The organism is Rhodococcus sp. P4_F3_2 (genome assembly GCF_056401335.1).
Genome location: NZ_JBFUJN010000001.1, coordinates 82,769 through 96,136, shown reverse-complemented (window position 1 = coordinate 96,136; position 13,368 = coordinate 82,769). Strand labels below are relative to the sequence as shown.

Below are 13,368 nucleotides of genomic sequence, written 5' to 3'. Positions count from 1 at the left end.
TGGCGGTCAGCCCCAGCGCGACTGACCGCCGTCGAGCGGGATCGTGGCACCCGTCAGGTAACCGGCGTCTTCACTGACGAGGAAGACGACGGCACGACCGATGTCGGTCTCGGGATCTCCGACGCGTCCCAGCGGGATACCCGCGACAAAAGCCGCCGCCTCTTCCGGATTCTTGTCCATCCACCACTGCAACGCGGGGGTCTTGGCGTGCGGGGCGACGTTGAGAACGCGGATGTTGTCCTTGCCCCATTCGCAGGCGGCAGCGCGGGTCAACGAGCGCATGCCTTCCTTGATGGAACCGTAAGCGCCGTAGTTACTCGCATCCCAGCGCACGGCTGCCGAGGTGACCATGTTGATGATGACGCCACCGCCACGACTGTTCATGTGCGGGTACGACGCCTGCATCATGCGCAGGGTGGCGAGTGGGCCCGTCGCGAAAGAACGCTCGAAGTCTTCGTCCAGCACGCTCAAGAGCGGGCCGGGCTTGCAGTCGTTGGCGTTGTTGACCAGGATGTCGATTCCGCCGAACAGTTCGACGGTTCGGTCCACGGCCGCCGTGATGTCGTCCTTCTTGCTGACGTCACAAACCACGGCCTCACCGCGCGCACCGATGTCAGCGAGTAGTCCGCAGGTGGTGTGCAACTTGGATTCGGTGCGACCGGCAACGGCGATCACGGCGCCCTCTTTGGCCAAGGCCAGGGCAATCCCCTGCCCGATTCCCTGACCCGCACCCGTGATGAGTGCAACTTTGCCTTCGAGCTTGCCCATGTGACTACTCCAATGTCTGTCGACGCAGAGGTCCCTTTGCGGGAAGGACCGGTCGATTCTGGTGACTGCCGCCGTTTGTCGTCTACACTCGACCTACAAAACAACCAAGCACTTGCTTGACCCTAAGGTGTGCGACCACGTCGCGTCAATCACATTGGGCGGCAATTCAGCTCGGCACCGCACCAGGAAGGCTCCACCGTGACACTGCCCAACCCCGTCGATTTCAGCGGACGCTCGGTGATCGTCACTGGCGGCACCAAAGGCATCGGCTATGTCATCGCCGAAACCTTCCTCGCCGCGGGTGCGAACGTGCTGGTCTGTGGCCGTAACGAGCCCGAAAACCTACCCACCGCCGACGGCCGTAGCGCAGCCTTTCGCGCCACGGACGTCCGCGATCCCGCCGACGCCGCAGCCCTCGTCCAGGATGCCGTCGAGCGCTTCGGCCGTCTGGACGTCCTGGTCAACAACGCCGGCGGCTCCCCCGATGCCGATGCTGCGACGGTGTCACCCCGCTTCGTCGAGAAGATCGTGGCCCTGAACCTGTTGGCACCCTTCAACGTTGCCCAGGCCGCCAACGCAGTGATGCAGACTCAGGACGACGGCGGTGCCATCATCAACATCGGCAGTGTCTCGGCAATCGATCCGCAGCCCGGAACCGCGGCGTACAGCGCAGCCAAGGCCGGCCTCCTCGTTCTGACCAAGGCATTGGCCCTCGAATGGGCGCCGAAGGTCCGGATCAACCACATCACCACCGGCCTGATCCGTACCGAGGCTGCCGCCGAGGTCTACGGCGCCGACGGCGGCGCGGCGGTCACCAGGACCATTCCGATGGAGCGCATGGCCGTCCCGGCCGATATCGCAAACTCCTGCCTGTTCCTGGCAAGCCCACTCTCCTCGTACGTCAACGGCGCCGACATCGCCGTTCACGGCGGCGGTGAGTACCCGGCTCGCTACATGGCGACCCATCAGGACTGAACACAAGCACAGAGCAGCCCCTGAGCGAATCGCTCAGGGGCTGCTTCTTCGTGCAAACAACTGCGGGGCGCGACAAGGGGTCAAGCACCCCGCAGTTGAGTCTGGAGGGACTAGTGAGCGGAGAAGCTCACTCGTGCACCGGAAATCGCTACCTGATCACCCTTGGTGACCTGGAAAGCCAAGTCGTCGGGAGTTCCCCACGCAATGATGGACGGCGACTCACCCGGATGGATCGCCGCAGCGAATCGACCTTCGAGACTGACAAGATCAGCCGGATGCACTCCGGCGACCCGAGCAAGCTCGAGTGTGCTGGCTGCCAACGTGCACAGCCCGTGCATGATCGGACGCGGCTGGTTGATCCGCGCCGCAGCCTCGGGATCGATGTGGATGTGGTGTTTGTCGCCCAGGAGCCGGTACATCGCCGTCTGGTTCTCCGCTGTGGTCAGCACACCGGTCAGCGAAGGCTCACCGGTCGGCTCCGCCGGACGTGAGGGTCCACGTTCTCCGCCGAATCCACCGGCACCGGGAGCAAAAAGTGACCAGGTCGCGACGAAGTATTCGCATTCCACCTTCACTTCGAACACCGCTGCTGCGCCCTTGTCCCACACCTCGCCGACCGAAGCCTTCAACGTCACCTCGCCGCTACGCGGAAGCGGAGCAAGCACTTTCAACTCTTGCGAGCCGTGCAGTGCCGTCGAGGTGTCGAAGGCGCCCGCCGAGCCCAGAGCGTCGGGAGCCCACTGTGCCAGCGTCAGAGCAAAAGTCGGCAGTACCCGAAGCTGATCCTCGAAGACGAGGTCCAGCTCGGTTGACTTGGCGCCCACGGCGAGTGCGTACAAGATCGCGTCGCGCTCGGTGTACGCCACGGTGCGGGTGCCGAGATCGGCTCCGCGCCAATCGCCGGCGGTCTTCGCAGCTTCCGAAGTTGTCACTGTCATTTCCTCTCTTAAACAGCGCCCAGAACGAGACCGCTGGTGGGCACTGCCGTTCCGGCTGTGACCAAGACGTTTTCGACGCCGGCGGGCTGATTGGTCGACGTTCCTCGGACCAGTCGCACACCTTCGGCAATTCCGTTGACGCCGTGCAGGTATGCCTCGCCGACCTGACCACCGTGAGTGTTGGACGGCAAGCGTCCACCGATCTCGAGGTTGCCTTCGCGAATGAAGTCCTTGGCTTCGCCTGGCTTGCAGAAGCCCAGTTCTTCGAGCTGCGGAAGCACCAACGGGGTGAAGTGGTCGTACAGAATCGCGGCGTTGATGTCATCAGGGGTCAGGCCGCTCTGGCCGTACAACTGACGAGCAACCAGGCCCATCTCCGGGATACCCGAGATGTCAGGACGGTAGTAGCTGGTCATCATGTGCTGATCCCTGCTACTGCCCTGAGCGGCGCCCTTGATGATGACGGGCTTGTTGGCCAGATCCTTTGCACGCTCGGCAGAGACGATGACCAATGCCTGGCCGCCGTCGGTTTCCTGGCAGCAGTCGAGCAGGTGCAGAGGCTCGGCGATCCAGCGCGAGTTCTGATGGTCCTCGAGTGTGATCGGACGCTCGTAGAACCAGGCAGCCGGGTTGTTGGCGGCATGCTTGCGCGCCACCACTGCAACTCGTCCGAAGTCCTCACTCGTCGCACCGTACTGGTGCATGTAGCGGCGGGCGAACATGGCGACCCACTGAGCGGGAGTCGACAATCCCTGCGGAGTCATCCACGCATATGCCGCGCGATCCGCGGTGCTGTCCATGGGTCGATCGTGCTGCCCAAGGCCGTAGCGCACACCGGAGCGCTCGTTGAAGGCGCGGTAACAAACCACGACGTCGGCAACACCCGTCGCAACTGCCATGGCCGCCTGCTGCACGGTGGCACACGCGGCGCCGCCGCCGTAGTGAATGCGCGAGAAGAACTTCAGCTCGCCGAGGCCACAGTTGCGAGCCACAATGGCTTCGCCGTTCGTCTCCGACGTGTAGGTGGATAGACCGTCGACCTCGGACGGATCGATACCGGCGTCAGCGAGTGCCGCGACGATGGCCTCACACGCCAACTGCAGTTCGGTGCGGCCGGAGTTCTTGGAGAACTCGGTGGATCCGATGCCGACGATGGCGGCGGCTCCCGAGAGCGGGCTGATCGCCATCAGAGCCTCTCCTCTTCCTTGAAAGCGACTGCGACGGTGCCGGATGCATGGTTGCCGAGGCTGTTTGCACCCTGCACCTTGACCACGACCACTCCGTCTTCCTTGGACACGACCTCACCGGTCATCGTCATGGTGTCACCCGGGTAGTTGGGCGCCCCGAGACGAATGGCGATGCGGCGCAGGGTCGATGCAGATCCGGCCCAGTCCGTGACGTATCGACCGACAAGACCGTTGCTCGTGAGGATGTTCATGAAGACGTCCTTGGAGCCGCGCTCCTGGGCCAGGCTCGGATCGTGGTGCACGTCCTGGAAATCGCGGGTGGCGATTGCGGTGGCGACGATCAACGTGCGGGTCAACGGGATCGCCAACTCGGGCAATGCCTCTCCGACAACGACGTCTGCGTAACTGCGACCGGCAAGTACGGTCATGCGAGCACCTCCACACCGGATGCGAGCTGCGCACCCAGACGCGCGAGATCGGAGCTGGAACCGCCGAGGGTGGCAGCAATCTGCTTGCCCCACAAGAGGTGACGGTGAACCGGGTAGTCGGTGTCGACGCCCATACCGCCGTGGACATGCGTGGTGCGATGCACGACGCGCTGTCCGCCGTCGGTTGCCCACCACTTGGCGACCAGTACCGAGGTGCCGAGATCCAATCCCTCGGAGATACGCCAGGCGGCCTGCCATAGTGTCACCCTCATCGCTTCGAGATCGATGTAGCAGTCAGCGAGTTGATGATTGACGGCCTGGAAGGTCGCCAGCGGACGGCCGAACTGCTTGCGGCCGTTCAGGTACGTGACAGCCTGCGCGACTGCACCCGAGCCGACACCCCATTGAATTGCGGCCAATGCCAGCTCAACTCGGTCGATCAGCCACGGAACCGTGGTGCCGTCAGCCGCACCGATCAGCTGCGCGGGGGCACCGGCAAAGGTGACGTTGGCACAGATCTCCCAGTTGGTGGACTGCGTCTGTTCGAGCGTCACTCCTTCGGCACTCAGATCCACAAGCAGCAGTGCCGTACCGGTGGAAGCGGTTGCCGAAACGAGAGCAAGGTTCGCGACGTGAGTCATCGGCACTACTGCCTTCTCACCCGTCACGGTCCAGTTGCCGTCGGCGTCCTGCTCGGCCGTGGTCAGCGGGTCGCCGCCCGTGTACGGCCCGAATTCCTCGAGCCCGACGGTCAGGAATCGACTGCCGTCGGCAACACTCGGAAGGAGCTCGGCACGAAGGGAATCGGAACCGAACTCGTTGACAGCCAATGCCGCAAGGATCGTTTCCCAGATCGGCACGGCCGCAACGTGACGGCCCTGCTCCTCCAGCAGTGCGTACAGCTCGGACAAGCCGAGTCCGCCGCCGCCGAACTCCTCGGGCAGTGCGATACCGAGCAGGCCGGTACTCGCGAGTTCTCGCCACAGTTCGCGGTCGACACGCTCGGCGGAAAGTTCGATCTCCTTGGTGCGCTCGATCGTTGCCTTGCTGGTGAAGACCTCGTCGGCCAGTGAGCGAATCGCGTCCTGCTCTTCGCTGAAATTGAAGTCCATCAGTGCTCCTCGCGTACGGCCGGCCGGAACGCGGGAAGCGTCAGATCCGGGTCGGCGTCGATCCAGTCAAGTTCCACGGGCATGTCGACCACGACATCTTCGGGCGCGATACCCACCATGTTGGCGATCAATCGGGTTCCCTCTTCGAGTTCGATTACCGCAACGATGAGCGGGTAGTCGAACGCGTCGATCTTGGGGTGATGATTGACCACGAAGCTGTACACCGTGCCACGCCCCGACGCGTCGATCGTGTCCCACTCGAGTGACTGGCACTCGCCGCACATCGGGCCGGTGGGATGACGCAACGTCTTGCAGGACCTGCAGCGCTGGATCACCAGACGGTGCTCTTTGGCCGCTTCGAACCAGAAAGCGTTGTCCGCGTTGAGAGCCGGACGCGGACGCAGTGCGCGCGGCGCCTCCGGTGCAGCAGCTTCCTGAGGCTTGAACCGCAGCGTCCGCCACCGTTGGGTGCCGACAACTTCGTCGTCGCCGTTGCGGTACGTCTTGAGCGTCGTCACGAAGTGCCCGACGCCGAGTCCGGTCTTCTTTTCAGGGGAAATCGACTCGATGACCTCGGTGTAGTTCACGCGATCGCCTGGGCGCAGTTCGGCGAAGAACTCCTGATCGGAATCGGTGGCGACGACGGAACTGTAGCCCGCAGCGTCGAGGGTGGCGATCAGATCGGTCCACACCTGTGACGGGTCGTTGCCCGCCATCTTGTCGGTGAACGTCCGCATGATCCAAACCTGAAGCATCTGAGCGGGAGCGACGACGCCGTCACGGCCGGTGGCGCGGGCAGCGTCGTCGTCGAGGTAAACGGGGTTGGTATCGCCCATGGTCTCGGCCCAATGCCGGATCATGGGGATGTTGACCTCGTCTGGCCCCCAGGTTGTGGGAACAAGCGTCTGGCCGACAAAAGCGTCGAGTTGCGCCGAAATGTCGCTCACTTGACCCTCTTTTCGCGAACGAGTCCCAAGCCGATGGTGCCGACCATGTCACGCAGAACCTCGTTGACGCCGCCGCCGAAGGTGTTCACGACACCCTGACGCGAGATCTGCTCGATCTGACCGGCAAGCAAAGCGCCCGGAGACTCGGGGCGGATGCGTCCGGCGGAGCCGAGAATTCCGAGCAGAGTGCGGTAGACGTCGACGTGAGTCTCGGTCCCGTACGTCTTGGTAGCGCCGGCGTCGGCTCCGGAGAGCGTGTCCTGCGCGACGGCTGCCGTCATCTTCCAGTTCAGCAGTCGCATGGCCTCGAGCTTGGCGTGTGTACGAGCGAAGTCCTGCTGCACCCACGGGATGTTGATGGCGCCGTTTTCCTTGGCCCAGTCCAGAACCAGGTTCCACAGACCGTAAGTGCGACCACCGATGGCCGCCAAGCCGATTCGCTCGTGATTGAGCTGAGCGGTGATGAGCTGCCAGCCGCCGTTGACCTCGCCGACAACGTCCTTCGACGGAACACGAATGCCGGAGTAGTACGTGGACGTCACCATCAAACCGCCGACGGTGTTGATCGGTGACCACTCGAAGCCTGCGTCCTCGGTGGGGACGATCAGGATCGAAATGCCCTTGTGCTTGGGGGCGTCCGCGTCGGTGCGGCAGGCCAGCCACACGTAGTCGGCGGTGTTTGCGCCACTGGTGAAGATCTTGTTGCCGTCGACGATCCACTCGTCACCGTCGAGAACCGCACGAGTCTTGAGTGATGCGAGGTCGGTGCCGGCCTCGGGCTCGGTGTAGCCGATGGCGAAGACGATGTCGCCGGCAAGAATGCCGGGCAGGAATCGTTCCTTCTGCTCTTCGGTGCCGTACTTCATCAACGTCGGTCCGACGGTATTGACCGTCACGAAGGGGAACGGCAGTCCCGCGCGCTGAACCTCGTCGAAGAACACGAACTGTTCTTCGATGGAGCGTCCCTGTCCACCGAATTCCTTGGGCCAGCCGATGCCGAGCCAGCCGTCCTTACCCAGCAACTTCACGATCTCGCGGAAGTACTCGCCACCCACACCTTGCTCGCCGGCCGCGCGACGTTTCTCTTCCGGCAGCAGCGCCGCGAAGTACGCGCGCAACTCCTTGCGGAGCTCCTGCTGCTCGGGCGATTCCCTCAGATCCATCGCTGTTTCTCCTATGGCATTCATGGCTGGCAACTCTTGGTCTGGACGCTAACCAGATGCCCAGGGGGGCGCTGTGAATGTCTCGTTGAGCGGGAAGCCGAAACATGAGCGGCGTCACATAGGGTGAGATATGCGCATGGACTCCTCGGATCGCGTCGCTCTCACCGACTTGGCCGCCAGGTATGCACAGGCCGTCGACCGCCGAAACACCACCGCGCTTGCGGCTCTCTTCACTGACGACGTGGCATTCGTCTTGCCGCCGGCATTGAACGGAACGGATGCGCCGACGGAGATACGTGGGAACACCGTCGTCAGCAGTTCGGTGGTCGATGCCGTCTCACATCTGCACTCGACCCGGCACATCGTCGAGCAGCAGATCCTCGACCTCGACAGCCCCACCACCGCGCACGGTGAGGCCTACTGCTCCGCGCACCACATCTATCCGCGGGGCGAGGGCCACCGGGACAACCGGATCGAGATTCGTTATCAGGACAGCTTCGAAAAGGTCGACGGCACCTGGCTGTTCTCGCGTCGCGAATTGGTAGTCGATTTTGCCGAGGACGTTCCGATCATCCTGCTCGGACAATAGGTACAGGAAAAAATCGCGGTGATTCTGTATCTCCTCACGGGAGGTTTACCGGGCTAGCGTTCAGCAACTGTCACGCCATCTCGGCGTGACGTTCGGCTATGTCTTGGAGATTCACATGTCACGCTCGCGCACCAGAAGATTCCTCGCTGCCTTCGCAGTGGCCGCCGTCGCAGTCGGAACCGTCGCAGCGTGCTCGAGCGACAACTCCTCCGATGAGAACGCGCCCCTTCGCATCGTCGCTTCTTCGGTTCCGCACGCCGAGATCTTGAAGTTCGTCGAAGAAAAGGGCCTGCTCGGCGACACCAAGATCGAGGTCAGCGAGATCACCGGCGACCTCGACGCCAACGAGGTGCTCGAAGCGGGCGACACCGACGCCAACTTCTTCCAGCACGTGCCGTATCAGGAATCGTGGTCGAAGGAAAAGGGTGTCGACGACCTGGTCGCCGTGGCGAAGGTCCACGTCGAGCCCCTCGGTGCATATTCCAAGAAGGTCACCAACCTGGCCGACCTGCGCCAGGGCGCAACGGTCGCTTTGTCCAACAACGTGACGAACTTCGCCCGTGGGCTGTACCTGCTGCAGCAGGCCGGTTTGATCAAGCTCGATCAGCAGTTGGGAGCCCCCGGCACCGACATCACGCAGATCAGCGAGAAGAACATCATCGACAACCCCAAGGGACTCACGTTCACCCAGGTCGATCCCCCGCAGCTTCCGCGCACTCTCGACGACGGAAATGTCGATCTCGCAATCATCAACGGCAACTACGCAATCGAAGGCGGCCTCAATCCCGCCAAGGACGCACTGGTGCTCGAGAAGGCCGAGGGCAACCCGTACGCCAACGTCCTGACGGTTCGCACCTCCCTCGAAAACGATGCGCGAGTGCAGAAGTTGGCCGAGGCATTGACGTCCACCGACGTCGCGACGTTCATCGAGCAGACCTACCAGGGCTCGGTCATTCCGGCCAGCGCTACCTGATCGAGACCCGTCATGGTCTTCTCGATCGAATCGGTCTCCAAGGAATACGGCAGCGGCACAAAAGTTCTGCATGCACTCGATTCCGTGTCCCTGAAAATCGAAGACGGCGAGATCTTCGGCATCATCGGCAAGAGCGGCGCCGGTAAATCGACTCTGCTGCGCTGCCTCAACCTGCTCGAACGCCCGACCAGTGGCCGGATTCTGTTGGGCGACACCGATCTGACCGCGTTGAGCCCGGCGCAGTTGCGCGATGCACGCAAGCGGATCGGTGTCGTGTTCCAGCATTTCAACCTGCTGCACTCCCGCTCGGTCGCCGCCAACATCGCCTTTCCTCTCGAAGTGGCGGGGTACTCGCGGGCAGATCGCCGTGCCCGCGTCGACGAGCTGATCGAGTTGGTCGGCCTGGAAGACCGACGTGACGCCTTCCCTTCGCAACTGTCCGGCGGACAGAAACAACGGGTCGGGATCGCGAGGGCCTTGGCGGCTTCTCCCGATGTCCTCCTGTGCGACGAAGCCACGAGCGCCCTCGACTCGGATACGACCGATTCGACCCTCGACCTGCTCGCCGACCTCAATCGACGTCTGGGTGTGACCATTGTTCTGATCACCCACGAGCTCAACGTGGTTCGACGGATCTGTCACCGCGCCGCCCTGATCGACCAGGGACGCATCGTCGACGAGGGAACGCTCACCGAACTGGTTGTGGACCCGGACTCCCCCCTCGGCGAGGCGCTACTGCCGACCGGAACGGTGCGAACGTCCCCGACCGGAATTCCGGCACTCCTCACCTTTGTCGATTCGCTGTCGACCTCGCCTGTGATTTCCCAACTCTCGCGTGATCTCGATGTCGACGTCACCGTGATCTCCGGCGGTATCGAGGACATCGGAGCCCATCAGGTCGGCCGCCTTCGCGTGGAGTTCGCCTCGCACACCGGACTCGCCAACGACGAAGAGACAAGAAAGTCTGTCGAAGAACATCTTTCGCAGCGCGGAGTGAAGGTGACGTTCTCATGAACAAGACGTCCTGGCAGGATTCCCTGGGCGAAGCATGGGAAGCCCTACTCGACACGCTCTACATGGTCGGCGTCTCGTTCGTGCTCACCGTGATCATCGGTATCGCCCTCGGCGTTCTGTTGCACGCGAGCGCGCCCGACGGAATCCGTCCGAACCGCGTTCTCAATTCGGTACTGGGCACCGTGGTGAACATCGGCCGTTCGCTGCCGTTCGTGATTCTGTTGGTCCTCCTCATCCCGGCGACGCGGGCGATCGTCGGAACAGCGCTCGGGGCGACGGCAGCGATCGTCCCGCTGACCATCGGCTCGGTGCCCTTCTTCGCTCGCGTCGTCGAGAACGCACTGCGTGAGGTCGATTCCGGACGCGTCGAAGCAGCACGATCCATGGGCGCCACCGACAAGGACATCATCGTCAAAGTGCTACTGCCCGAATCAGTTCCGGGATTGGTAGCCGGAGCAACCCTGACGGCGGTGATGCTGATCGGTTTCTCGGCCATGGCAGGCGCCATCGGCGCCGGCGGTCTCGGCGACTTCGCAATCAAGTACGGCTACCAACGATTCAACACACCGGTGCTGTTCGTCGCTGTCGTGATCTTGATCGTGTTGGTTCAGGCGATCCAGTCGACCGGCGATCTCGTAGTTCGTTCGATGGCCCACAAGCGGTAACCGATCAGCTCGACACCATCGCGATCGCAGTTCGCAGGCCGCGCCGCTTACCGGTCTGCGGATCGACGCCGAAGACTTCCTTGATTCCGCCGCGGATGCGGAACTTCAACTCCGAGTGCGTCTCCGGAGCATCGTCCTGGGACGCGGAGAGAAACCTGTTGGGCAGCGACAACTTCCAGATGGTCCGCAACGTCAATCCGTACTGCTTCCACAGCGGCCCGGTGGTGTACGGGAGGTCGTACTTGTCACACAAGTCCCGCAGCGGCACCGCGATTTCCGAGTACCGATTGCTCGGCAGGTCAGGGAAGCAGTGATGCTCGATCTGGTAGCAGAGGTTGCCGCTCATAAAGGCCATGACGGGACCGGCATGAAAGTTGGCGGACCCCAGCATTTGTCGTAAGTACCACTGAGCGCGGGATTCGTTCTCGAATTCCTCGAGCGTGAACTTCTCGGCACCGTCGGGGAAGTGCCCGCAGAAGATGACGGCGTAACTCCAATAGTTGCGGATGAGATTTGCAACGGCGTTGGCCGTCAACGTGGTCTTCCACGCCGGGCCGGTCAGGGCGGGGAACAGGATGTAATCCTTCGCCACCTGTCGCGCGATCTTCTTTCCGACGTCCTTGGCCATCTCCGATTTCTCGGACCACTTCACCTCGCCCTTGCGAAGCTTGTCGGTCTCGAGGTGATGCAGTGCGACGCCCCACTCGAAGAGGGTCGCCAGCACGAAATTCGTGATCGGTTGGAAGAGATAGTCGGCGTGCCACTTCTGATCGCGCGTGACGCGCATGATGCCGTAGCCGACATCGTTGTCGAGGCCGACGATGTTGGTGAACTTGTGATGAGTGAAGTTGTGCGAGTGCTTCCATCCCGAGGACGGGCAGGTGTTGTCCCACTCCCAGTTGCTCGAGTGAATCTCGGGATCGTTCATCCAGTCCCACTGACCGTGGATGATGTTGTGGCCGAGTTCCATGTTCTCGATGATCTTGCCGACCCCAAGCAGCGCAGTCCCCAGAATCCAGGCAGGCTTCTTCTTGCTGGCGAACAAGACGACGCGGCCGGCCACCATCAGAGAGCGTTGAAACGCGATCGTCCGCTGGATGTATCGAGCATCGTGCGCGCCGCGCTTCTCCTCGATGTCGAGCCGAATGGCGTCCAACTCGCGCCCGAGCGCTTCGACGTCTTCCTCGGTGAGATGGGCATATTCCTTGATGTCGGTGATCGCCACAGTGTTTCTCCGTATCGGTTTTCTCCGTGCCGCAGGACTGGTCCGTCGGGCGGTACCCCGGGGAGCCGGTGCGGAAACGTCAGCCCCGATATTCATGTGCGTCTTCACGCAATCTATGCCAAAGTCGATATACGTGAGCCCCGAAAACAAGATCACCATCCGCACCGCTACCGAGAGCGACTGGCCGGCTCTCCAACTACTCGACTCGGTGGGGTTCGGTTTTCACCCGTCTCCCGCGGTCAGCGAACTGACGAAGGCGCTCTACAAGCCCGAGGACATCATCCTCGCCGTCGACGGTGACCTACCCGTCGGCGTGGCCATCGAAATCGACATGGAATTCACCGTGCCCGGCGGACGCCAGCTCCCCACGCGTGGGATCACCTGGGTATCCGTCGCACCGACTCACCGTCGCCGTGGCGTCCTACGCTCGATGTTCACTGCACTTCACGCCCACATCGAGTCGACCGGAGCACCACTTGCCGCCCTGACGGCCAGCGAGGCCGGCATCTACAACCGCTTCGGATACGGCCCGGCCACCTTCAGCGAGGGCATCACCCTCGATCGCCGCTTCGCGCGGTTCCGCCCCGAGGTGCCCGACAACGGTGGCGTGTCGATCGTCGACGTCAAAGCTGCCTCGACGCTTCTACCCGAGATCTACGATCGCTGGCGACTGCTGACACCCGGCGCTCAATTGCGTCCGCAACCGCTCTGGGACCACATGTTCGCCGACCCGTCCGAGGATCGTGACGGCGCCTCCGGACTGTTCTTTCTGACACACGCGGACGGATACATCGCTTACCGGCACACGAACGAGGGCCGCGACAGCATCGCCCGGATCGACGAGTTCGTCACCATCACCGAAGACGCGCACGCGGCGCTGTGGCGCACGATCTGCGGCCTCGACCTCGTCACCCGGATCGAGACACGCCAACATCCTGCCGATCCACTCCGGCTGATGCTGACGGACTACCGTCTTGCCCGGACGACGACGCGCTCCGATCGACTGTGGCTGCGCATCATGGACGTGCCCGCGGCTCTCGAGGCTCGCGAATATGCTGCTGACCTGGACACCGTCATCAAGGTCGAAGATCCGTTCCTGAAGGCCGGCGGAACTTTTGCACTTCAGGTCAAGGGTGGCAAGGCCACCTGTACGGCCACTGACGCGGAGCCCGCGATCACGATGCCCTCTGATGTCCTGAGCAGCTTGTACCTGGGCGAGCACCAGGCCAAGACCTTCGCGGCGGCGCACCGACTCCACGCGTCCGATCCGCGGGAGATCCGGAATTTCGACTTCGCTTTCAACGCAGAGAAGCCCGCAATTCTCGGGTACGGATTCTGATGATCTTGCCGACACGGGCATCGACGATTTGTGCCGTCGGTCGTA

Annotated in this window: 14 protein-coding genes; 6 read left to right on the top strand and 8 right to left on the bottom strand. The window is 62.7% G+C overall.

All coding sequences use genetic code 11. The features are described 5' to 3' along the window. Positions 1–6 precede the first annotated feature (6 nt). The gene (locus AC1DWA_RS00470; protein WP_020909130.1) at positions 7–768 is read right to left on the bottom strand and encodes an SDR family NAD(P)-dependent oxidoreductase; all 762 of its coding nucleotides are present in this window, start codon (positions 766–768) and stop codon (positions 7–9) included. 198 nt (positions 769–966) lie between these two features. On the opposite strand from AC1DWA_RS00470, the gene AC1DWA_RS00465 reads away from it, so the two are divergent. Next, positions 967–1,743: an SDR family oxidoreductase gene (locus AC1DWA_RS00465; RefSeq protein ID WP_003940546.1), complete on the top strand. Its 777-nt coding sequence runs from the start codon at positions 967–969 to the stop codon at positions 1,741–1,743. A 110-nt stretch (positions 1,744–1,853) separates the two neighbouring features. Here AC1DWA_RS00465 and AC1DWA_RS00460 read toward each other — a convergent pair whose 3' ends face one another. From AC1DWA_RS00460 to AC1DWA_RS00435, 6 genes are read right to left on the bottom strand one after another with little or no spacing between them, the layout of a single operon-like run. After that, a complete protein-coding gene (locus AC1DWA_RS00460; protein WP_020970788.1) occupies positions 1,854–2,675 on the bottom strand; it encodes a MaoC/PaaZ C-terminal domain-containing protein in 822 nt (273 codons plus the stop codon). Positions 2,676–2,689: 14 nt separating this feature from the next. After that, a complete protein-coding gene (locus AC1DWA_RS00455; RefSeq protein WP_020970789.1) occupies positions 2,690–3,868 on the bottom strand; it encodes a lipid-transfer protein in 1,179 nt (392 codons plus the stop codon). After that, complete coding sequence (locus tag AC1DWA_RS00450) at positions 3,868–4,296, bottom strand: MaoC family dehydratase (protein WP_020909133.1); 429 nt, start codon at positions 4,294–4,296, stop codon at positions 3,868–3,870. The genes AC1DWA_RS00455 and AC1DWA_RS00450 overlap by 1 nt, the downstream gene beginning before the upstream one ends. Further along, positions 4,293–5,408 (bottom strand): acyl-CoA dehydrogenase family protein, encoded by a 1,116-nt coding sequence (locus AC1DWA_RS00445; protein WP_020970790.1) that lies wholly within the window; start codon positions 5,406–5,408, stop codon positions 4,293–4,295. Before AC1DWA_RS00445 ends, AC1DWA_RS00450 begins: the two co-directional genes overlap by 4 nt. After that, a complete protein-coding gene (locus AC1DWA_RS00440) occupies positions 5,408–6,355 on the bottom strand; it encodes a bifunctional MaoC family dehydratase N-terminal/OB-fold nucleic acid binding domain-containing protein (protein ID WP_020970791.1) in 948 nt (315 codons plus the stop codon). Before AC1DWA_RS00440 ends, AC1DWA_RS00445 begins: the two co-directional genes overlap by 1 nt. Continuing rightward, positions 6,352–7,518 carry an acyl-CoA dehydrogenase family protein gene (locus AC1DWA_RS00435; RefSeq protein WP_020970792.1) on the bottom strand — a complete coding sequence of 389 codons (1,167 nt, stop codon included), beginning with the start codon at positions 7,516–7,518 and terminating at the stop codon, positions 6,352–6,354. Before AC1DWA_RS00435 ends, AC1DWA_RS00440 begins: the two co-directional genes overlap by 4 nt. Before the next feature lie 130 nt (positions 7,519–7,648). On the opposite strand from AC1DWA_RS00435, the gene AC1DWA_RS00430 reads away from it, so the two are divergent. The 4 genes from AC1DWA_RS00430 (at position 7,649) to AC1DWA_RS00415 (ending at position 10,759) form a co-directional block, all read left to right on the top strand. Continuing rightward, positions 7,649–8,107, top strand: coding sequence for a nuclear transport factor 2 family protein (locus AC1DWA_RS00430; RefSeq protein WP_042952936.1), 459 nt, complete (start codon positions 7,649–7,651; stop codon positions 8,105–8,107). Between the two features lie 115 nt (positions 8,108–8,222). Beyond that, positions 8,223–9,080, top strand: a complete 858-nt coding sequence (locus tag AC1DWA_RS00425; RefSeq protein ID WP_029256255.1) for a MetQ/NlpA family ABC transporter substrate-binding protein — start codon at positions 8,223–8,225, stop codon at positions 9,078–9,080. Positions 9,081–9,092: 12 nt separating this feature from the next. After that, positions 9,093–10,094 carry a methionine ABC transporter ATP-binding protein gene (locus AC1DWA_RS00420; protein WP_477845663.1) on the top strand — a complete coding sequence of 334 codons (1,002 nt, stop codon included), beginning with the start codon at positions 9,093–9,095 and terminating at the stop codon, positions 10,092–10,094. Continuing rightward, positions 10,091–10,759, top strand: a complete 669-nt coding sequence (locus tag AC1DWA_RS00415; protein WP_021345548.1) for a methionine ABC transporter permease — start codon at positions 10,091–10,093, stop codon at positions 10,757–10,759. Before AC1DWA_RS00420 ends, AC1DWA_RS00415 begins: the two co-directional genes overlap by 4 nt. Positions 10,760–10,763: 4 nt before the next feature. Here the strand turns inward: AC1DWA_RS00415 and AC1DWA_RS00410 are convergent, their stop codons facing one another. Beyond that, positions 10,764–11,984, bottom strand: a complete 1,221-nt coding sequence (locus AC1DWA_RS00410) for a fatty acid desaturase family protein (protein ID WP_477845662.1) — start codon at positions 11,982–11,984, stop codon at positions 10,764–10,766. 133 nt (positions 11,985–12,117) lie between these two features. Between AC1DWA_RS00410 and AC1DWA_RS00405 the strand changes: the two genes are divergently transcribed. After that, on the top strand, positions 12,118–13,323 hold the full coding sequence (locus AC1DWA_RS00405) for an enhanced intracellular survival protein Eis (protein WP_070795671.1): 1,206 nt from the start codon (positions 12,118–12,120) through the stop codon (positions 13,321–13,323). Positions 13,324–13,368: the final 45 nt, after the last annotated feature.